Annotated in this window: 21 protein-coding genes; 10 read left to right on the top strand and 11 right to left on the bottom strand. The window is 67.6% G+C overall.

What is annotated here, in order from left to right; all coding sequences use genetic code 11:
• Positions 1-21: 21 nt before the first annotated feature.
• Entirely contained in the window at positions 22-1,749 is a 1,728-nt protein-coding gene (locus ACFPJ1_RS24300) for a glycosyl hydrolase family 18 protein (RefSeq protein ID WP_380107250.1), read from the bottom strand.
• A gap of 245 nt (positions 1,750-1,994) precedes the next feature.
• Here ACFPJ1_RS24300 and ssd point away from each other — a divergent pair, with 245 nt between their 5' ends.
• From ssd to ACFPJ1_RS24275, 5 genes are all read left to right on the top strand, one after another.
• Positions 1,995-3,146 (top strand): septum site-determining protein Ssd, encoded by a 1,152-nt coding sequence (gene ssd / locus ACFPJ1_RS24295; RefSeq protein WP_380107248.1) that lies wholly within the window; start codon positions 1,995-1,997, stop codon positions 3,144-3,146.
• Complete coding sequence (locus ACFPJ1_RS24290) at positions 3,143-4,306, top strand: TadA family conjugal transfer-associated ATPase (RefSeq protein ID WP_380107246.1); 1,164 nt, start codon at positions 3,143-3,145, stop codon at positions 4,304-4,306. The genes ssd and ACFPJ1_RS24290 overlap by 4 nt, the downstream gene beginning before the upstream one ends.
• 37 nt (positions 4,307-4,343) lie before the next feature.
• Positions 4,344-5,198, top strand: a complete 855-nt coding sequence (locus ACFPJ1_RS24285) for a type II secretion system F family protein (protein ID WP_380107244.1) — start codon at positions 4,344-4,346, stop codon at positions 5,196-5,198.
• A 413-nt stretch (positions 5,199-5,611) separates the two neighbouring features.
• The gene (locus tag ACFPJ1_RS24280) at positions 5,612-6,037 is read left to right on the top strand and encodes a type II secretion system F family protein (RefSeq protein ID WP_380107242.1); all 426 of its coding nucleotides are present in this window, start codon (positions 5,612-5,614) and stop codon (positions 6,035-6,037) included.
• An 84-nt stretch (positions 6,038-6,121) separates the two neighbouring features.
• The gene (locus ACFPJ1_RS24275; RefSeq protein ID WP_380107240.1) at positions 6,122-6,910 is read left to right on the top strand and encodes a DinB family protein; all 789 of its coding nucleotides are present in this window, start codon (positions 6,122-6,124) and stop codon (positions 6,908-6,910) included.
• A 64-nt stretch (positions 6,911-6,974) separates the two neighbouring features.
• On the opposite strand, the gene ACFPJ1_RS24270 is transcribed toward ACFPJ1_RS24275, so the two are convergent.
• The gene (locus ACFPJ1_RS24270; RefSeq protein WP_380107238.1) at positions 6,975-7,730 is read right to left on the bottom strand and encodes a hypothetical protein; all 756 of its coding nucleotides are present in this window, start codon (positions 7,728-7,730) and stop codon (positions 6,975-6,977) included.
• 86 nt (positions 7,731-7,816) lie between these two features.
• On the opposite strand from ACFPJ1_RS24270, the gene ACFPJ1_RS24265 reads away from it, so the two are divergent.
• From ACFPJ1_RS24265 to ACFPJ1_RS24250, 4 genes are all read left to right on the top strand, one after another.
• On the top strand, positions 7,817-8,593 hold the full coding sequence (locus tag ACFPJ1_RS24265; RefSeq protein WP_380107237.1) for an aldo/keto reductase: 777 nt from the start codon (positions 7,817-7,819) through the stop codon (positions 8,591-8,593).
• Positions 8,594-8,693: 100 nt separating this feature from the next.
• Complete coding sequence (locus ACFPJ1_RS24260) at positions 8,694-8,903, top strand: DUF4244 domain-containing protein (protein ID WP_380107234.1); 210 nt, start codon at positions 8,694-8,696, stop codon at positions 8,901-8,903.
• 82 nt (positions 8,904-8,985) lie between these two features.
• Complete coding sequence (locus ACFPJ1_RS24255; RefSeq protein WP_380107233.1) at positions 8,986-9,444, top strand: TadE family type IV pilus minor pilin; 459 nt, start codon at positions 8,986-8,988, stop codon at positions 9,442-9,444.
• Positions 9,441-9,704: an Rv3654c family TadE-like protein gene (locus ACFPJ1_RS24250; RefSeq protein ID WP_380107231.1), complete on the top strand. Its 264-nt coding sequence runs from the start codon at positions 9,441-9,443 to the stop codon at positions 9,702-9,704. Before ACFPJ1_RS24255 ends, ACFPJ1_RS24250 begins: the two co-directional genes overlap by 4 nt.
• A 123-nt stretch (positions 9,705-9,827) precedes the next feature.
• Here ACFPJ1_RS24250 and ACFPJ1_RS24245 read toward each other — a convergent pair whose 3' ends face one another.
• From ACFPJ1_RS24245 to ACFPJ1_RS24210, 8 genes are all read right to left on the bottom strand, one after another.
• Positions 9,828-10,250 (bottom strand): NYN domain-containing protein, encoded by a 423-nt coding sequence (locus ACFPJ1_RS24245; protein ID WP_380107229.1) that lies wholly within the window; start codon positions 10,248-10,250, stop codon positions 9,828-9,830.
• A gap of 145 nt (positions 10,251-10,395) precedes the next feature.
• Entirely contained in the window at positions 10,396-11,016 is a 621-nt protein-coding gene (locus tag ACFPJ1_RS24240; protein ID WP_380107227.1) for a response regulator, read from the bottom strand.
• Between the two features lie 285 nt (positions 11,017-11,301).
• The gene (locus ACFPJ1_RS24235) at positions 11,302-12,552 is read right to left on the bottom strand and encodes a CehA/McbA family metallohydrolase (protein WP_380107226.1); all 1,251 of its coding nucleotides are present in this window, start codon (positions 12,550-12,552) and stop codon (positions 11,302-11,304) included.
• Between the two features lie 7 nt (positions 12,553-12,559).
• Positions 12,560-13,654, bottom strand: a complete 1,095-nt coding sequence (locus tag ACFPJ1_RS24230) for an ABC transporter ATP-binding protein (protein WP_380107224.1) — start codon at positions 13,652-13,654, stop codon at positions 12,560-12,562.
• Positions 13,654-14,475, bottom strand: a complete 822-nt coding sequence (locus ACFPJ1_RS24225) for a carbohydrate ABC transporter permease (protein ID WP_380107223.1) — start codon at positions 14,473-14,475, stop codon at positions 13,654-13,656. Before ACFPJ1_RS24225 ends, ACFPJ1_RS24230 begins: the two co-directional genes overlap by 1 nt.
• Positions 14,472-15,395 carry a carbohydrate ABC transporter permease gene (locus tag ACFPJ1_RS24220; protein ID WP_380107221.1) on the bottom strand — a complete coding sequence of 308 codons (924 nt, stop codon included), beginning with the start codon at positions 15,393-15,395 and terminating at the stop codon, positions 14,472-14,474. Before ACFPJ1_RS24220 ends, ACFPJ1_RS24225 begins: the two co-directional genes overlap by 4 nt.
• Positions 15,395-16,822 (bottom strand): extracellular solute-binding protein, encoded by a 1,428-nt coding sequence (locus ACFPJ1_RS24215; protein ID WP_380107219.1) that lies wholly within the window; start codon positions 16,820-16,822, stop codon positions 15,395-15,397. Before ACFPJ1_RS24215 ends, ACFPJ1_RS24220 begins: the two co-directional genes overlap by 1 nt.
• A gap of 640 nt (positions 16,823-17,462) precedes the next feature.
• Positions 17,463-17,918: a hypothetical protein gene (locus ACFPJ1_RS24210; RefSeq protein WP_380107218.1), complete on the bottom strand. Its 456-nt coding sequence runs from the start codon at positions 17,916-17,918 to the stop codon at positions 17,463-17,465.
• Here ACFPJ1_RS24210 and ACFPJ1_RS24205 point away from each other — a divergent pair.
• Complete coding sequence (locus ACFPJ1_RS24205) at positions 17,889-18,050, top strand: hypothetical protein (RefSeq protein ID WP_380107378.1); 162 nt, start codon at positions 17,889-17,891, stop codon at positions 18,048-18,050. The genes ACFPJ1_RS24210 and ACFPJ1_RS24205 overlap by 30 nt on opposite strands.
• Positions 18,051-18,229: 179 nt before the next feature.
• Here ACFPJ1_RS24205 and ACFPJ1_RS24200 read toward each other — a convergent pair whose 3' ends face one another.
• Positions 18,230-18,739, bottom strand: a complete 510-nt coding sequence (locus ACFPJ1_RS24200; RefSeq protein WP_380107216.1) for a hypothetical protein — start codon at positions 18,737-18,739, stop codon at positions 18,230-18,232.
• Positions 18,740-18,770: the final 31 nt, after the last annotated feature.

The raw sequence follows: 18,770 nt of genomic DNA, 5'->3' as shown, positions 1-18,770 counted from the left end.
CGATCAGTGGGCGGTACGTGATCAGACCCGTCCCCAGAGCGCGGGGACGTTCGGCGGTTCCCAGCCGGTCAGCGAGGTGTGGCCCTGGATGCACCGGTAGGTGACGCCGTTGTAGGACACCAGCGAGCCGGTCGCGTACGCCGTGTTGGGCGCCCACGGGGTCGCCGTCGGCGGGGTGGTCGGCGGCGTGGTCGGGGGTGTCGTGGGAGGAGTCGTCGGGAAAGTTGTGGGCGGGGTGGTCGGGGGCGTCGTCGGGGGCGTCGTCGGCGGGGTGGTGGGGGGACCGCTGCAGCCAGGGGTTTCCGCGTTGACCGAGTTGACGACCGCGTTGAAAAGCGTGACGCCCGGGTCCAGTGCCTCGAGGGAGTACATCATCGCGCCGGCCAGGCCCTTGCAGTGCCCGTAGTCGGCCTTCTCCTTGATCGACCTGGCGTTGTCACCGGTCCAGAAGGTGCCGTTGCTGTAGAACCAGGACGACTTGCTGGCATCGTCGAAGTACGTGGAGGACGGGTTGTCGACGAAACCGGTGAGCTCCTTGTAGAAGGAGACGCCGGGCACGTTGCCGCTCAGCGCATGGCCGTCGGCCGGGGCGGTGGCCGTCTGGTACTTGCCGTTGGCCGTGGCCGGCACGCCCTTCCATCCCCTGTAGTAGAAGGGATATCCGATGGTCAGCTTGTTCGCCGGGAAGCCGCCGGGGATCCCGTACGCCGGGTCGCCGGTGGTCCACGCCTTCACGGCGCCGTCGACGGAGTACTTGGCCGTGCCCGGCGGGATCGGGTTGCTGGGGTCGTTCGGGGCCTGGTAGAGCGGGTCCTGGAAGTTGGTCGGCCCGGTGGGTTCGAAACCGCCGTGCATGTCGTACGTCATCACGTTGTTGTAGTCGAGGTACTGGCCGATCTTGTCGGTCTCGATCGTCTTGATCTTGTCCTGCCCGGCCGGCGTCGCCGCGGTCAGCCACATCTTCTTGCCGGCGCCACTGCCGAAGGCGTCGAGCTGGCGGCGGAACTCGGCGAGCAGCAGGGTGAAGTTCTGCTTGTCGGCGGGGCTGTAGTGGTTGCCGGTGTGACCACCCGGCGAGCCCGGGTACTCCCAGTCGATGTCGATGCCGTCGAAGATGCCGGCCGCGGTACCGGGACCGCCGAAGCCGTCCATCACCGGCAGGTCGCCCTTGATGAACATGTTCACGCAGGAGGTGACCAGGGCTTTGCGCTTGGCGTCGGTGGAGGCCGCGTCGGAGAAGTACTTCGAGTAGGTCCAGCCGCCGATCGAGATCAGGATCTTGAGGTTCGGCTGCTTGGCCTTCAGCTTCCTCAGCTGGTTGAAGTTGCCCTGGATCGGCTGGTTCCAGACGTCACCGACGCCGTCGACGCTGATGTCCGCGCCGTACGACTTGCCGTAGTCCGCGAACGCGTCGCCCGCGCCGTCACCGGCGTTCGGGTTGCTCTCGTCCTGCGAGGCGGCCTGGTTGGCCATGAAGCAGGTGTGGCTGGTCGGGTGGATGTTCGCGAACGCGTAGTTGAGGAAGTCGAGCTTGCTCGCGACCCCGGTGGTGATCAGGTTCTTCGGGTAGAACGCGTTCTGGTAGATGCCCCACTGGGTGAAGTAGGCCGTCTTCACGCCACCGCTGGTGGCTGCGGGCGCGGCTTGGACTTGGTCTGGTGGGCCGGCGGCCACGGAGATGCCGGCGACGGCGATCAGGGCGGTGGCGGCGACTCCGGCCGCTGCGGCGAGGGTGCGCATTCGACTCATCTGGGCGGTCCTCCGGTAGGAGCTGAGCAGTGCACGGTTGTCCAGCTGGTGTCCACGAGTGGACGGTTCGGAGCGTTCCGGAAGAAACTTAGTTAAGGACGCTTCGAAACGAACCGTAGCCCTTCACCGCGCTGAGGTCGCCGGGTCGCGATGGCGGATTGCCGCACCTGACGGATATCCGACAGTTCTCCACAGGGATCGGGCTCGTTGCCGCTCGGGCTCGAAACAACGGCACTTTCTACTGCATGGACAACAATTCCTCTTCGCCTTCGCCGCCACCTTCCTCCCCGTCATCCTCGCCGCCCTCCTGGTCGCCGTCCGCTGCGGCTGGGCCGGGCTCGGCCGTCCTACTGGCCACCGCCGACGAACTGTTGCTCGACGACCTCCTGCGGCTCGCCGCAGCGGCCGAGGTGGTGCCGCGAGTGGAGCGCGATCTGCTGGGCCTGCGCCGCAACTGGCAGTCCACCTCGCTCGTGGTCGTCGGCCAGGACCTGGTCGAGCCCCTCGGCCGCACCCAACCGGTACGCCGCTCAGGTGTCGTCGTGGCCGGGGTGGATGCCGACGACGGCGAGGTCTATCGGCGCGCGCTCTCGATCGGCGCCGAGGGAGTGTTCCTGTTGCCCGACACCGAGGGCGCTCTGGGCGACAAGTTCGCGGACGCTCTGGACGGCGGTGTCCGCACTGCCATCACCCTCGCCTTCGTCGGTGGGTGTGGGGGAGCAGGGGCGACGACCTTGGCATCGGCGGTCGCGGTGACGTCGAGCAGGCGTGGTCTCCGGACGATGCTGATCGATGGGGATCCACTGGGTGGTGGGATCGATCTCGTCCTGGGAAGCGAGAGCGGTCTCGGGACGCGATGGCCTGGGCTGCTCAACGCGGCGGGCCGGGTGAGCGCGTCGGCTCTCCGTTCCGCGCTACCGCTGATCGACGGACTTGCCGTGCTGTCGTGGGATCGAGGCGATGTCGCTGCGTTGCCGCCCGAGGCGATGCGTTCCGTGCTTGGCGCGGCCCAGCGCAGTAGCGATCTGGTCGTCGTGGATCTTCCTCGCCGACCTGATCCCGCCGCTGAGGAGGCGTTTGTCCGCGCGACCGCCACGCTGGTGGTGGTGCCTCGCGACGTACGATCCTGCGCCGCGGCGGCTCGGGTGGTCGCGCCGCTTCGCGAGGTCGCCAGCGATTTGCGAGTCGTCGCGCGCGAGCCTGGCCTGAACGGCCTATCAGCGATCGATGTCGCGGACCACCTGTCGCTACCACTGGCGGCGAAGTTGAGTGTCGAGAAAGACCTGCCGACAGTGATGGATCAGGGCCGCTTCGATCCGCGGCCTCGGGGAGCCCTCGGTCGAGCTGCCTCGGAGCTGCTCGACCTCTTCGGGCTCTACGGATTGATGGCAGCATGAAGCGGCTCGATGGCGGGGCGAATGTCCCGGCCGATCTCCTCGAGCGAGTCCGCGGAACCCTTGCTGCACAGGGATCCGAGCCGACCCCGGCGCGGGTCGCCGCCGCACTCCGAGTGGATGGCGCGGTCTTCGGCGACTCCACCGTGCTCGCTGTCGTCGCTGCCCTCCGGCGTGAGGCCCTCGGTGCGGGTCCACTCGACGGGCTCCTCTCGGAACCAGGAATCACCGACATCCTCGTCAACGGCCCGAACGAGGTCTACGTCGACCGCGGCTCCGGCCTCGAACGCATCACCCTCCGCACCGGCGACGAATCAGCCGTCAGACGTCTGGCCACCCGCCTCGCGGCTGCAGCCGGCCGCCGCCTGGACGACGCCACTCCCTACGTAGACGTCCGCCTCGCTGACGGGACTCGCTTCCACGCCGTCCTCTCACCGGTAGCAGCGCCAGGGACTTGCCTGTCTCTGCGTGTCCCGTCACGCAAGGTCTTCGGCCTGGATGACCTCGTTGCCTGCGGGTCACTTCCTCCTGCAGGTGTTGGCGTGCTGCGGGACTTGCTGGATGCCCGACTCGCCTTCTTGATCAGTGGAGGCACCGGCACTGGCAAGACAACCTTGTTGAACTCCCTGCTTTCCTTGGTGAGCACTTCCGAACGGCTGGTCCTGGTGGAGGACGCCAGCGAGCTCCGGCCCGAACACCCGCACGTGGTCCGCCTGGAAGCGCGTCCGCCCAATGTCGAAGGCACCGGCGAAATCACCTTGCGAGATTTGGTCCGCCAGGCCTTGCGAATGCGTCCTGATCGCCTGGTGGTCGGCGAGGTCCGAGGCGCCGAGGTGGTCGACCTCCTCGGCGCCTTGAACACCGGCCACGAAGGTGGCTGCGGCACGGTCCACGCGAATTCGGCGTCCGACGTACCAGCCCGCCTGGAAGCTCTGGGCGCCCTGGCCGGCCTGACTCGCGACGCCTTGCACAGCCAGATCTCGTCTGCCCTGCAAGCAGTGATCCACCTCATCCGCACCCCCAGCGGCCAACGCCGGGTCGCCGAGATCCGCACAATCACCCGCCTTCCCAACGGCCACGCCACGACCGTCCCCGCCGTCGAGTTCCTCCCCGACAACACCCTGAAACTCCACAACCCCAACCTCCTCGCCGGAGCAGCGTGACGACAGCCCGACCCAGCGTCCTCCCTGGGGCAGTCTGATGACAGCGGTCGCCAGTCTGCTGGCCTTCCTAGCTGCCGTGGCCACCTTCTCCAACCCCACCCGAGGCATCCACCGCTTGACTGCGACTCCCAAGCCCGACGCCCTCGGCGACAGCGTGATCGAACGTCGCAAGGTGCTCTCGATCGGCGCGCCCGACCTCGCCCGCACTGCCGGTCGGCGGTTGGCCTTCCTCGCAGCCTTGGTTGCTATAGGCATCTTCTTGGCCGCATCGGCGGGACCATCGATCGTCATCTCGACGGCCGCCATCGCCGCAGTCGTCGTCCTGGTCCTGACCCAACGCTCACGGCAAGTCCGCGAACGAGCCGCCACCGGCAGACGAGCGGCAGTCATCGAAGCGTGCGACATCCTCTCCGCCGACCTCACCGCCGGCCGCCCACCCGCCGACGCCCTGGAAGCCGCCGCCACCATCTGCCCAGACCTACAAGTCGCCTCAGCCGCCGCCAAGCTGGGCGGCGACGTACCAGCCGCCCTGGAGCTAGCCGCGGAATCTCCAGGATCAGAAGGCTTGAAGGCCCTCTCAGCCGCCTGGCGAGTAGCCGAACAGTCCGGCGCGGCCTTCGCCCTGATCACCGAGCGCCTAGCTGACTCCCTCCGAGCCGACGAAGCGATCCGCCGCCAAATCACCGTCAACCTGGCCGGCACCCGAGCGACCGCCCGCCTCCTAGCCGCTCTCCCCCTCTTCGGCACGGCCCTCGGCTACGCCATCGGAGCCCACCCCCTCGCCTTCCTCCTGACCACCCCGCTCGGCTACCTCTGCCTCCTCACCGGCATCCTCCTGACCGCCCTGGGCCTCCACTGGACCACCACCCTCACCACCAAAGCCACTCCCTGACCTTCCTCCTCCGACCCCACCTACCCAGCTCAGCCTGTCCAGCATCGACTTGTTCTTTGGAGCCCCGATCAATGCGAGAGCCAAGCCTGCTAGTGCCGGCGCTTGCGGCGGCAGTCGCAATCGCCTTCCTCTTGCCTGGCCGTCCGGGACCTCGTCGGCTCAGCAGGCGGCGTACGGTCCTCTCCGGCTGGCAACTGCCGGGCCTCCTCAGCGCGAAGCAAGTGCCGCCCAGGACCCGCCGGATGCATCGGGCGGCGGCAACAGCAGTGTCGGCAGGGCTGCTTCTGCTGCTAGGAATTCCGTGGGGACTGCTGCTCGCGCCCGTTGCCTTCGTCGGCCTTCCGGTCGCCCTCAGCCGCCTGGAACCAGCCGCAGCTCGCCAGCGCACAGCTCGCATTGTCGCGGAACTACCGTTGGCAGTTGACCTCCTTGCCGCTTGCCTGCGAGCCGGCCGTCCACCACAGGCCGCAATCGGCATAGTCGGCACTGCTCTAGGCGGCCCACTGGCCAACCTCTTCAAGGAAGTCGAGCACCACCTCAACCTCGGCGCCGACCCCATCGACGCCTGGTCCTGCCTCCTCGCCGAACCAGCCTGCGCCACCTTCGCCCGAACGACCCAACGAGCCCTCCGTTCAGGCGCACCTCTCGCCAAGACCCTCGAACGTCAAGCCGATGACACCCGTCAGGCTCGCCGCTGGGCAGCCGAAGAACAGGCCCGAGCGGTCGAGTCCCGTTCCGTCGTACCACTGGGCCTCTGCTTTCTCCCCGCCTTCGTGGTCCTCGGCGTCGTCCCCACCATCGCCGGCTCCCTCGCCGGCATCCTCGACCTCTTTGCCTGAAGCAACAAACCCTCAGGCTGCAAGACTTGGCGAAAGTTGTCCGGGGCTGTTGTCGCCGGTCGGCGTATCCGTGAGAATGGCGCGATGGCAGCTCAGTACGGTCCCCACCGGTGGTCGGCCGGGTATCACGCCGACGACCAGCCCGACGCGTTCCGGGGCGCGAAGTTCACCGTCACCGACCTCAGCGGTGCGAGGTTCGTCGACTGCGACCTGAGTCAGGTCAAGATCGTCGACTCGTGGCTCGTGGGCGTCGACATCTCCGGCTACATCGACAACTTCGTCATCAACGGCGTGGACGTCACCGAGTACGTCGCCACCGAGTTCGCGCGGCAGCACCCCGAGCGGGTGCAGTTGGAGCAGGTGCGCACAGCCGACGACTTCCGCGCCATGTGGGACACCGTCGAGGGCCTCTGGTCCGCCACGATCGCCCGAGCCGAACGCCTGCCCGAAGCCGCCCGTCAGGAACGGATCGACGACGAGTGGTCCTTCGTCGAGACGATGCGCCACCTTGTCTTCATCACCGACTCCTGGGTCAGCCGGACGATCCTCGACCAGGAACTGCCGTACCACCGACTGGCCCTCCCACAGACCGCCTACAACCCCACGGACGCGGCCGCACTCGGCATGGAGGTCGACGCGCGCCCGACGTACGACGAGGTGATGGAAGCGCGCGCCGACCGCATGTCCGTGGTCCGCGGAATCCTCGCCGACCTCACCGACGCCGAGCTCGGCCGCACCTGTACCCGCACCCCAGCGCCCGGCTACCCCGAGGAGGACCGCCCGGTCTGGGAATGCCTCGCTGTGGTCATGGATGAAGAGTGCGAGCACCACCGCTTCGCAGTACGGGATCTGGCGATCCTGGAAGCTCGCTAACGAGATTCGGGTTGATCGGCGGCCTCGTGCAGGGCCTCCGCCACGGAGCTCCGCGCGTAGAGCACTACCCGCCCGACCCGGTGAGGAGTGACGAGGCCGCCCGATCGGGGCGCGGCCAGTGCTGCGACACCCCACCTGCTGTCAGGCCCGTACGCCGGGCCAGGTCGGTAGTTGACCGAGGCGTGTCCAGCTGAGCCAGCAACTCTGCCCGGGACCGACCCTGTACTGCGCTGACGCCGGCCGAGGCCATGGGCGGGATCGTGCTCGAGTACACCATCGGCCAGACGAAGGCGGACGGCGTCATCAACAACCCCTCACCCGAGAGGTTCCGTACTCCCTTGAACCGGCTCTGCTTGATGTGTGCAGAGCCCCGTCGCGCCAGCTGACGGACTCGGCGAGATCCTCGAACAAACCTGCAGGCCCTGCCCCAGTCGCCGCCCGCGGTAGAGCACATTCCCTTCGAGCTCGCGCGGATCCGTCCCCAGTGTGGAGGCATCGCCAACTCCCAGTACGCCTCGACCTGGTCGGCCAACGGACTGATCCCTGCGGCCGGATCCGCATAGAGGTCGGCAACTGCCTCGGTCGGCAGATCTTCCGTTCGCGCCGATCGGAGCCGGCGCGGTACCGACGCTTCCTCGAGCGACCCGATGGGGTGAGTCCGCGCATAGGCGAGAACCTCGAGATCGGCGCGGACCCGCTCGGCCGACACCCGCCTGATCGCGCTCCGGTCGGTCGCGAGATCCGGTACTGCGCTTTGCGGCGCCGGCGTGAGGAAGTCTGCCAGGTACCAGACATCTGGATCGATGAGGTCGAAGAGCAACTCGAGCTCGCCCCCCGGCCCGGGTGATCCGGTCCCTCGCCGTACGCGCCCACTCCGGGTGGAAGGTCTGTGCGCGCTTCGGCGCCATGCGGCTGACGGGCTATCGGCCGGAACCAGACCGCACTCAGGCGATCCAGGTGGCGCGGCGAGCCGTCGAGCTCGGCGTCACTTTCATCGACACTGCCGGTGCTTACGGCATTGGCGCCAACGAGGAGCTGATCGCCGAAGCGCTACATCCGTACGCCGAGGAGCTGGTGATCGCGACCAAGATCGGGCACACCCGCCCGTCGCCGGGCGAGTGGAAGCCGGTAGCTCGCCCGGAGTATCTACGGCAAGCTGCTGAGCTGTCACTGCGACGGCTGAAGATCGAGCGGATCGACCTGCTGCAACTGCATCGCATCGATCCCGCAGTTCCTCTCGCGGATCAGCTTGGCGCTTTGGCACAACTTCAGCAGGAAGGCAAGGTTCGGCACCTCGGCTTGTCCGAAGTCACTGTGGAGCAGTTGGAGCAAGCGCGCCGGATGATCGACGTGGTCAGCGTGCAGATCCGCTACAACCTGACTGACCGCGAGCACGACTCAGTCCTCGACTTCTGCACTCAGGAGGGAATCGCCTTTATTCCTTGGCTTCCGATCGCCAACGGCAGTCACGCGACCTCTGCGCTACTGAGGGAGGTGGCGGCTGAACTGGGCGCGACTCCGGCTCAGGTGTCGCTGGCCTGGCTGTCGCATCGTTCGCCGGTCGTGGTTCCCATCCCGGGCACGAAGTCAGAGGCGCATCTGACCGAGAACGTGGCAGCCGCGCAGCTTCGGCTCTCCGCCGATCAGCTGGCGAGGCTGCCGTCGATGGGCAGTCGGCGCTAGTTGTCCCCAGGTTGAAAACTCCTTTTCTGCAAGGGCTTTGGCGACGGCACCTTTCTAGTAAGCCGTCCGGATCAGCCGGCGGCAGATCAGGAGGTTCGACATGTCCAAGGCGCTGGTAGCCGTCCGCCGCTTCCGCAACCCCGACGAGCGAGGAGCCGCCACCGCGGAGTACGCGGTGAGCATCGTGGCGGCCTGTGGTTTCAGTGGCATCCTCATCGCGCTGCTCAAGTCGAGCGCGGTGATGTCATTGCTCAAGGCAATCATCAACTACGCCCTCAAGTCCGCCGGTATCGAGGGCGTCCAGATCTGACCACCCTCCTCGCTCCGGCCGCGGCATTCCCCTCAACGCCGCGGCCGGTGCGGTGGACCCACGATCCTCGAGGAGCCACGCCATGCCCACAGCCGACCACTCGACCAACTCCCGTACGCCGGACCGAGCCCGGCCTGTCAAGCGTGCCCGCGTATGCCGGCGCCGGGGTGACCGCGGCACGGTGACTGCCGAGGTCGCGATCCTCCTGCCGGTGCTGGTGGGCGTCATGATTCTCGGCCTCTCGATGGTCGGCGTGGTAACGGCCAACATCCGCTGCATCGACGCAGCCCGGGACGCCGCTCGCGCAACGGCCAGAGGCGAACCCCTCGCATCAGCCCAGCACCTGGGCCAACGCGCCGCACCACCCGATTCCACCATCACCATCACGCAGCAAGACGCCGAGGTCCAGGTCCTCGTCACCTCGAAGCCCCACCTCAGCTTGCCTGTAGTAGGAGGCCTCCTGGAGGTCCCCGTCAGAGCCGAGGCCACAGTCCAGACCGAGCCCGGCACCCGGCTGGAGCAGGGGGTGATGGGGCAGTGAGCAGAGACGAACGCGGCAGCGGGACGATCTTGGCGCTCGGCGTTGCGATGGTGCTGCTCGGAGCGGGGGCGATAGGAGTTCTCTGGGCGGGGATCTCGGTAGGAAGTCATCGAGCAGCCTCGGCCGCGGAGATGGTCGGCTTGAGTGCTGCCCAAGCCCTTCAGTCGGGGGACGACCCATGTGAGGCGGCACGACGGATCGCAACCAATCACCGGGTGGAGTTGAAACGGTGCGAGTCGAAGGTGAAGCCGTCTCGGTAGCGGTCGGAGTGCAACTCCGGCTGGGCGCTCTCGGCACACCGACCCTCACCAGGCCTGCGCGAGCAGGCCCGATCGGCACTCCCTGAACGCCTCCCGCCAGTCCACGCAGTGGCCTTGAACCGACTACGACTCGATGCGGTCCCAGAGCCAGCGAGGGCCGACTGTGGTGGCGCCGTAGGCCTCGACTCGCTCACGGAGCCCGCGGTCGGCGGTGACGACGGTGATCTGGCGGTGGTTGTCCTCTTCGACAGCCGCTGCCACCACCCCGACGATCGCGTCGTCTCCGGATCCGTCGGCCAACACCACGCGCAGATCCCGAAGGTCAGGCTGGTCGCTCTTCATTGCGGCTCGTGCCGCACCCTCGAGCACCACAGTCACCTCGGCCGGTTCCTCGAGCCGGAACGGAAGAACGGTCAGTTTCTGCAGCAGTCTCCGCGCGGCGCCGGCACGATCACGCCACCACCCGTCGGGCCGCGACCCCACCACGTTCGCGGCATCCACCACAACCAGTCGACCTTCGTCACCCGTCACCCCTTCAGTCTCCACCTCCTCGGGGCACGGAACGCAGGCGCATCGCGAGGGCGAGGAGCCGGCGGGCCGGGTCAGTCGAGAAACCCGCGGGCGGCGGACCAGTCGAGGAGTGGGGGTGGTGGTCGGCGGGGTAAGTCGAGGAGCGGGCGGCCGGCGGGGTTCAGTCGAGGAGCCAGCCGTTGCGTTCGGCAATGGAGATGGCGTCGGCTCTGGTCCGGGCCCCCGTCTTGCCGATAGCGGACCAGAGGCGGGTCCGGACCACGCGTTCGGAGACGTCGAGCTTCCTGGCCATGAGCGCGACGGAACCACCTTCGCGGGCTGCGCGGAGGGTTCGCGTCTCGCCCTCGTTCAGGGGTGTGTCGGCGTACTGCAGAGTCTCCGCGGCCAGGTTCGCGTCGACGACACGGAGGCCGAGGTGGACGCGACGTACGGCGTCGGCGAGTTGCGGCGCGGGGCTGCCTTTGAGGGCGAAGCCCTTCGCGCCCGCTTCGAGGCCGCGGCGGAGATGGACGGGGCGGCCGTAGGTGGTGAGCATGACCACGCGGCACTCCGGCATCGAGGAACGGAGTTCGGTGGTGACGTTGATGCTGTCGTACCCGGGACCGCCGGCGTCGAGCAGTGCCACGTTCGCGCGGTGCCGCTTGGCGGCGGTCACGACGTCGTCGGTGCGCTTGAGCTCGGCGACGATCTCCAGATCCCGTTCGCGTTCCAGACCGCTTCTGAGGACGCCTCGGCTGAGGATCTGGTCATCGACCAGCAGCAGCCGGATGCGGTCGGGCAAATGAGCCTCCGGGTGTCCGTCCGGGCGCCGGGGAAGTGCGTCCGGGAGGAGTGAACAGGACTTCGGTTCCAGATCATGAAGCCCCGAAACTCACCCCGTCCACATCAACGCGGTATCTCTACCAGATTGCGACCAGATCGCGACCCGCCCACCAACCACCCAGATCCTGAACCACCAGCCCGCCCCTGCCATCACAACAACTCAGTAAGTCGATGGTGGTCGCCGGGCGTTCGACAGGGCGCAGTACAGGCGGGTTGTTCGGCTCGGTGCGTGGGGGTGGGGCGGTTAGTTGGTGATGGAGATGAAGGTGCCGGTGTGGTCCACGAGGACGTGGCCGCCTGGCGACTGGGCGGGCAGGGTTTCGTGGGTGGTGCGGATGGCGTGGCGGGTGCCTTCTGGGGTGACGAGGACGGTGTTGGGGGCGTCCAGGACCACGAACTCGTTGGCGTTGCGGAGGACGAGGGGAGCGTTGTAGTCGGCGGAGATGGCCGTGCGCCCGGCGGCCAGGCCTTCCAGTACTGCGGTGGGGAGTTCGTCGGGGCCTTCGGCGGCGGCGTCGATGGCGATCCAGGTGGTCGGGGTGCCGGGCGGGGTCAGGGAGGTGGGGTTGTGCCAGTCGCTGCCGCCGATGGGGGTGGTGTTCGACAGACCCCACGCTTCCCACCAGGCGACCGGTCCACCCCAGCGACGGTCGAGCCAGGAGGAGTGCCAGATCTCGGCCAGCGCGGGGTGTTCCGGCAGTGGTTGCCGCCAGGAGCAGTCGCCGCCGAGCGGGTGGTTGATCGAGAGCAGGCCGCCGCGCAGGGCGACCTCCGAGACCCAGGTCGAGGCCGGGCGGCGGAAGTCGATCACGCCGATGGCGCCGAACGCATTCGCGTGACCCGACTCGGTCGTCACCTCCTGACCCGGGATGAGCCCGATGCCGAACTGGCGACTCAACCCAGGCAGTTCCAGGTGGTGTGCCTCGGTGTTGTGGTCGGTGATCGCCAGGACGTCGAGCCCAGCCGACACCCCCAGACCGGCAAGGTTCGCGATCGGCGTCGAGCCGTCGGAGTGCAACGAGTGCGCATGGAAATCACCCGCCACCCACCGAAGCCCGTCCGCGGCCGGAAGCTCCCGCCGCGGCGGACGAGCCGGTACGCCGACAGCAGCCGTCGCCGCGGCGTACTCGGCAAGACCCGGGATCACCGACACCGGACCGGTGACAGCCTCGACCACGAGTTCGACGCCCTCGATGGGCACCCGGTGCAGGCCGACCACGACCCACCAGACACCCGGTTCGAGTTCACCGGCGAGGTAGCCGGGAGTGGCGGCGGTCGGGGTGATCGCGAAGGACTGCCGAGCACCTCCCGACCAACCGCGCCAACCACCAGCACCTTCGCAGCCGAGGTCGATCACCGCGCCCTCGACGGCAGGCACGGTCAGGGTGACGGACAGGCCGTCGCAGCCGGGTGGGATGTCGACCGGCAGCGAATGCCAGACCGACGCCGCCCGGTCGTCGAGAGTCCACCGTTGTCGGTAAGTCGTGACAGCCATCAGCAGATCATCGACCGACCGGAGCAGGTTGCCGAGCCAGCAGTTCGCCCGACTCCTGGTCGTAGAGCAGCACCCGGGACTCGGAAGCGGTCAGCACCACAGTCGCACCCGGAGCCGGCTCGTCCTCCTCCGGCACCGTGACCCCGATCAGCGTTCCGTCGCACTCGACGCTGACCAAGGACTGCGTCCCCAGGTTCTCCGCGACCACCACCGAGCCGCGGATCGACGGACCGGATACGTCCGTGATCGACAGCGTCAGGTACTCCGGCCGCACACCGACCGTCACCTCCGCACCGACCGGCACGGAACCAGTAGCCGCGGGCAACGATCCGCCGGCGATCGACACGGAGCCACCGGAAGTGACCGAACCAGTCAGGAGATTCATCGGCGTGGATCCGATGAAGTTCGCCACGAAGGTGTTCGCCGGCCGGGCGAACACCTCGCGCGGGCTGCCCAGCTGACGGAGCTTGCCGGACTGCATCACGGCGATCCGGTCGGCCAGTGCGAGCGCCTCGGCCTGGTCGTGGGTGACGAAGACCGTGGTGATGCCGAGGTCCTTCTGCAGCTTCTTCAGGAACGTCCTGGCCTCCAGCCGCAACCGCGCGTCGAGGTTGGACAGCGGCTCGTCGAGCAGCAGCACCTTGCCCTCGGACGCGATCGCCCGAGCCAGCGCGACCCGTTGCTGCTGACCACCGGAGAGTTGCCCTGGCCTACGTTCGAGTAAGCCCTGCAGGGAGAGTGCACCCGAGGTCCGCTCCGCGACCGCCGCACGCGTCGCGGCCGCGACCCGTCGTACCTTCAGTGGGTAGGTGATGTTCTCCGACACGGTCATGTGCGGGAACAGGGCGTAGTCCTGGAAGACCATCGCCACACCGCGCTTGCCCGGTTCGAGGCGGGTCACGTCCGCGGAGTCGATCCGCACGGTGCCCTCGCTCGCGGGCTCCAGCCCCGCGATCGTGCGCAGCAGCGTCGTCTTCCCGCACCCGGACGGACCGAGCAGGGCGAAGAACTCGCCGTCGGCCACGGTCAGGTCCAGCCCGTCGACGGCGCGGACGCCGTTCGGGTAGACGGTCGCCAGGCCTTCGATGTCGATGCCCGCCATCAGCTCTTGATCCCTCCATGGAAGCGGAACCCGTAACGCGAGTTCACCAGCAGGTACAGCAGGACGACCGGGATCGAGAACATCAGCGAGAAGACCGGGATCACCGAGAGGTTGGCGCTGCCGCCCTCGTCGGTGAAGGTCTGCAGCAGTACCGCGCCCGGCTGCTTCTCGATCGACCGGATCAGCAGGAAGGGCACCAGGAAATTGCCCCACGAGTTCACGAATGCCCAGACCAGGATGGTCGCCAGGCCTGGCCGCGCGACCGGCAGCACCACGTCGCGCAGGATCTGTCCGGTCGAGGCGCCGAACACCCGCGCCGACTCCTCGTACGACTTCGGCACCGCGTCGACGAAGTCTTTCAGGATGAAGATCGCCGCCGGCAGCAGCCCACCGGTCATCACCAGCGCGACGCCGAACCGCGAGTCGATCAGCCCGAGCTGGAACATCATCACGAAGATCGGCACCATCGCCGCAGTACCGGTGACCACCGACGACAGCAGCAACAGCCCGTAAAGCAACGCGTCCCGGCCCGGGAGCCGGACCCTCGAGAGCGCGTAGCTGGCCAGTGCGGCGAAGGCCGTCACGGCGACGGCGGTGGTGACGCAGATCAGCAGCGAGTTCAGCATCGAGTGCATCGCGTACGGATGCGCGAGCGTCTCGCGGAAGTTGTCCAGCGTCCAGTCGGGCCAATGCACCCCCAGACCCGGGGAGGCGTCGAAAGGAGCCGACGCGAGCCACAACATCGGTACCGCGAAGAACAGCGTGATCGCGCAGATCAGGACGTAGAAGCCGATCCGGCGGACCACATAGGCCGGAGTCACGAGCGCCTCCTCAGCAGCCGCAGGTAGAGCAGCGCTACCAGCAGGTTCGCGATCAGCAGCAGGAACGAGATCGCCGACGAGTAGCCGAGCTCACCGCCCTGCAGCGCGACGTTGTAGATGTAGACCGGCACCGTCTCGGACTCGTGGTTCGGTCCGCCCTTGGTGAGCAGGAACGGCGAGAAGTCGTTCGCGGTCCACAGCGAGATCAGCAGCGTGTTCGTGAGCACGTGACCGCGGATGTGCGGGAACACCACGTCCCGCAGAGTCTGCCAGCCCGACGCCCCGAACATGCGGGCCGACTCCAGTTGCGACGGCGGCACCGCCTGCAGCGCGGACGAGTAGAGCATCATCGAGAACGCCGTACCCCGCCAGGTGTTGAAGATCACCAGGCAGGCCATCGGGTAGTCGATCAGCCAGGCCGTGCCCTGCGTCCCCAGAATGCTGTTCAGCGTGCCGGTGTCCCGGTCGAAGAACGCGATCCACAGGTAGGCGACCACCGTCGAGGGCAGGATCCAGGCCAGCAGGACCAACGCCTCGACCGTACGCCGGACCAACGGGCGGGCGCGGCGCATGGTCCACGCCAGCGCGAAGCCGAGGATGTTCTGCCCGATGACAGCCGAGCCGAGGACGAACAGCGTGGTCAGCCAGAGCGCGTTGTGGAACAGCGCGTCGTTGAGGGCCTTGGTGTAGTTCGACAGCCCGACGATCGACGGGGAGACGGCCTCGACACCGGTCAACCGGTAGTTCGTGATGCCGATGTAGATCGTCCAGACCGCCGGGAAGACCAGGAAGGCACCGATCAGCAACAGGGCCGGCGCGACGAAGCCGAGGGCCCGGGAGATCCCGAGCCCCGCGACGTCCTGGGCCGGACCACGTACCCGCGCCGGTTGCACCGGCGCGGGTTCGGTCGTGGTCGCCATCAGTTGCTGGAGACCTTGTCCTTGCTGCCGGCAGCAGCCTCGACGGCGGTCTGGTAGCTCTTCGCCGCGGCGTCGGTGGACTTACCGCCGACCACGTCCGCCGTGGCCTGCTGCAGGGCCGCAGAGATCTTCGGGTACTCCGCGAGGCCCGGCCGGTACTGCGTGATCGGCAGCACCTTGGTCGCGATGAAGTTCAGCATCGGGTCGCCGGCCAGCACCTCGGAGTTGACGTCGGTGCGCTGGGTGATCTTGGCCGCGCCGTTCAGGGATGCCTTGACCATCTCGGCCGAGTTCATGAACTGCAGCAACTCCCAGGCCTGCTGGGGGAACTTGGTGTTCGGGTTGATCGCGGTCGCGCCGCCACCGGACATCGAGACGAAGTCCTGGCCCTTCACGCCGCCGCCCGCCTTGCTGGCCGGGATGAGCGCGTAGCCGACCGCGGTGTCGCGATCCGCCATCTTGGCGACGCCGTCCTTCGGCTCCACCACGCTGCGCCAGAAGTAGTCGCCCTCGAGCAGGATGCCGATCTTGTTCGCGGCGAACTCGGCGAACGACTTGTCCCGGCCCTTGGCCTCACGCTGCAGCACCGGGTCGCCCAGGCCGCTGCCGTAGACCTGCTGGTAGAAGTCCAGCACCTGCCGGATCTGCGGGCTGTTGCCCAGCCACTTGCCGTCGGTGTTGATGGTCGCACCGGTGCCCACCAGCAGCGGCAGGATGCCCTGCATGGTGGTCGCCTCGCCCATCGCCGTACCGGCGTTGATCTGGATCGGGGTGACGCCCTGCAGCTTCTTCAGGGCCTGGCCCGCGCTGATGATCTCGTCCCAGGACTTGGGCTGCCAGTCGGCCGGGAGCCCGGCCTGCTGGAAGAGCTTCTTGTTGAAGTAGAGCACCCGGCCGTCCGAACCAGCCGGGACGCCGTACCGCTTGCCCTCGAACATGCCGAGCTGCTGGACGGAGTCCGGGATCTGCTTCCAGCCGTCCCAGTCGTCCACCTTGGCTGTGTCGCCGACGGTGTCGGTGAGGGGCTTGATGTAGCCGGCCTGGGCGAACTCGCCGACCCAGATGCCGTCCACGCTGATCAGGTCCGGGCCGGCCTTGTTCGACAGGCTCAGCGCCAGCTTCTGCTTGTAGACCTCGTCGTCGGATCCGTCACCCTCGAACTTCACGGTGACGTCGACGCCCTTGGCCTTCTGTGCCTCGACGAACTTCGGGATCAGCACGTCCTGGGTGAACTCCGCGCCGGCGCTGTTCTTGCCGCCCTTCACGGAGTTGGCGCCGATCACCAGCTCGACCTTCTTGGCGTCGGCGTTACGGTTCGCGTCGGTGTCACCGGAGCCGGCGTCCGACGACCCGAGACAGCCGGTCAGCAGGACGGTGGCGGCCGTGCCGAGAACGGCCAGCCGGGACAAGCGCGAGATACGTCGCATCAGGGGGGCTCCTTGCGGGGGGTCAGTGCAGCCAGTGCCGGTACACCTTGGCACTCGGAGCTGAGTATGTGAAGACTTTTAAACAGCGGACCAGCAAACGTTGTCAATTTCCTACCAAACGTCCGTACGCCGGGTCGCCGGACCGGCTCGCCGGGTCGCGCCGCCTGCTCCTGGTTGCCCTCGGCTACTTCCCAGAAACGTCCCGGTGCCGTCAAATTGGATGCAGGCGGCAAGCATTGCGAAGAAGTTAAAGCTCGCTCGCGGTTGAATCACAAAGAGTAGCTGACTAGATACATATCGTTACGGCGCCAGCTAGCGTCATTGCCGATCGGATCACCGGATCGGAGGTGACGGACATGCTTGGCGAACTGCTCCACGACCTTCTTGGCTACTGCCACCACTACTGCCACTGGCACTGCTGGTGGTGAGGCTCCGGCGGTGATCGAAGGCCTCCGCTGACGCGCAAGCAGCGGGTCTCACCGCGACCACCGGTCCGACCACTCGAACCATCACGGTTCACAACTCAGGCCACGCCTCACAACTCAAGCCACGCCTCACAACCCAAGCCGAAGGGAAACGGCCGGCCCCGACAGGTCGGCGATGGTTATGGCCATCCTCGGGAAGTTGACGCCATTGGCAACTAACTGTCAGCGGTAAACCGTTGCTCAAGGCATCGACATCTGGCTGGGAGGTCGCCGTACCGCGGCTGTGCGGCGGCTGTGTGTCGATCGAGATACTGCGCAGACGGAGTACTTCGCTCCCCGCCCCACGGGGTTCGCCCGGTGGCGCGGGGTTCGCCCACTGGGCGGGCAGTGGGCGAACCCCGTCCGGAGGAGCCACCCCCGCCGAGCGGGGCGGAGTTGACCCGCCGAGTCGGAGTACTTCGGCCCCCGGGCGCGGGGTTCGCCCACTGGGCGGGCAGTGGGAGAACCCCGTCCGAAGGGGCTAACCCCCGCCGAGCGGGGGGAGTTGACCCCGATGAGGGGGCAGGTCGGCGTCGGGGGCTAGTGCGACTGGAGTAGGCGAGTTGGGCTTGGACTGAGCGTTCGGCGGCGGGCCAGAGGGGGTGGGGGACGTCGGCGTAGACGTGCTCCACGATGGCTTCCGGGGTGGTGTGGCCGGCGGCAACGGCCTCGCGGACCTGGGTCAGCCGCTCCTTGCGGGGATCCAGGTGGAAGGTGAGGACGGCGCTCGGGTCGTCGATCAGCGGGCCGTGGCCGGGGAGTAGGCGTTGGACGCCCGCTGGGGAGTTGGCGAAGCAATATACAACGGTGATGCGGGTCCCGGCGCTGTCTTGCCTGGCAGCTTGTCCTCCTTCCCGAGAAGCGATCTCGCGCTCCCCGGGAAGGTGAGACGGACTCAGTTGCGACCGTCCCCGACAGTTCAGGTGCAGCTGTCCGCGGCGGATCAGTGCGGCTGCTTGGTATCGGTGCCATCGGCAACATTGTGCCGTTCGGCCGCCAGTCGCTCGGCCGTCGTCGGTCCGCTCGCCACCCGCTCGTCGGAGCCGGTCTTGTCGGAGCCGATCTCGACGGTCCGGCTGTCCGGATCATCCGGGGTCTCGGCGACCGTAGTAGAGCCGGCTGTCGCCGAGCCGGCCGTCGCGGAGCCGGCCTCAGGGGTGGACGAGGAGGCGGTGGTGGGTTCGGCCTCCGTGGCCGGAGCGGCGGCGACCTGCTGGCGGAGTTCCTTGACCTCCTTGTGGCGGCGGTAGCCGCGGCCGAGTCCCTTCTTCGTCAACCACAGTCCGATCACGAGAGCCACGCCGGCTGCCGCACCGATGAAGAACAGCGTCGGTACCACCATGCCGAAGTCGACTCCGAAGACGGACATCGTGGTCGAGTCGCTGGAGGAGACCGAGATGCCCAGACCGAGGAGGACGGCCAGGACGATCAGGACGATTCCGAGGACCACCATGATTTGCTGCCTTTCTTCCAGCCACCACCGG

It is taken from the genome of Kribbella qitaiheensis, from assembly GCF_042657745.1.
Taxonomy (GTDB): domain Bacteria; phylum Actinomycetota; class Actinomycetes; order Propionibacteriales; family Kribbellaceae; genus Kribbella; species Kribbella qitaiheensis.
Note: the sequence above shows the minus strand (reverse complement) of the source record. Positions and strands in the feature narration are given on the sequence as shown.

Excerpts from the sequence above, each read along its gene's own strand:
- ACFPJ1_RS24235 (WP_380107226.1), bottom strand. The coding sequence starts at position 12,552 with ATGGCTGTCACGACTTACCGACAACGGTGGACTCTCGACGACCGGGCG.
- ACFPJ1_RS24265 (WP_380107237.1), top strand. The coding sequence starts at position 7,817 with ATGCGGCTGACGGGCTATCGGCCGGAACCAGACCGCACTCAGGCGATC.
- ACFPJ1_RS24290 (WP_380107246.1), top strand. The coding sequence starts at position 3,143 with ATGAAGCGGCTCGATGGCGGGGCGAATGTCCCGGCCGATCTCCTCGAG.
- ACFPJ1_RS24255 (WP_380107233.1), top strand. The coding sequence starts at position 8,986 with ATGCCCACAGCCGACCACTCGACCAACTCCCGTACGCCGGACCGAGCC.
- ACFPJ1_RS24200 (WP_380107216.1), bottom strand. The coding sequence starts at position 18,739 with ATGGTGGTCCTCGGAATCGTCCTGATCGTCCTGGCCGTCCTCCTCGGT.
- ACFPJ1_RS24300 (WP_380107250.1), bottom strand. The coding sequence starts at position 1,749 with ATGAGTCGAATGCGCACCCTCGCCGCAGCGGCCGGAGTCGCCGCCACC.
- ACFPJ1_RS24285 (WP_380107244.1), top strand. The coding sequence starts at position 4,344 with ATGACAGCGGTCGCCAGTCTGCTGGCCTTCCTAGCTGCCGTGGCCACC.
- ACFPJ1_RS24230 (WP_380107224.1), bottom strand. The coding sequence starts at position 13,654 with ATGGCGGGCATCGACATCGAAGGCCTGGCGACCGTCTACCCGAACGGC.
- ACFPJ1_RS24215 (WP_380107219.1), bottom strand. The coding sequence starts at position 16,822 with ATGCGACGTATCTCGCGCTTGTCCCGGCTGGCCGTTCTCGGCACGGCC.
- ssd (WP_380107248.1), top strand. The coding sequence starts at position 1,995 with ATGGACAACAATTCCTCTTCGCCTTCGCCGCCACCTTCCTCCCCGTCA.
- ACFPJ1_RS24275 (WP_380107240.1), top strand. The coding sequence starts at position 6,122 with ATGGCAGCTCAGTACGGTCCCCACCGGTGGTCGGCCGGGTATCACGCC.
- ACFPJ1_RS24220 (WP_380107221.1), bottom strand. The coding sequence starts at position 15,395 with ATGGCGACCACGACCGAACCCGCGCCGGTGCAACCGGCGCGGGTACGT.
- ACFPJ1_RS24260 (WP_380107234.1), top strand. The coding sequence starts at position 8,694 with ATGTCCAAGGCGCTGGTAGCCGTCCGCCGCTTCCGCAACCCCGACGAG.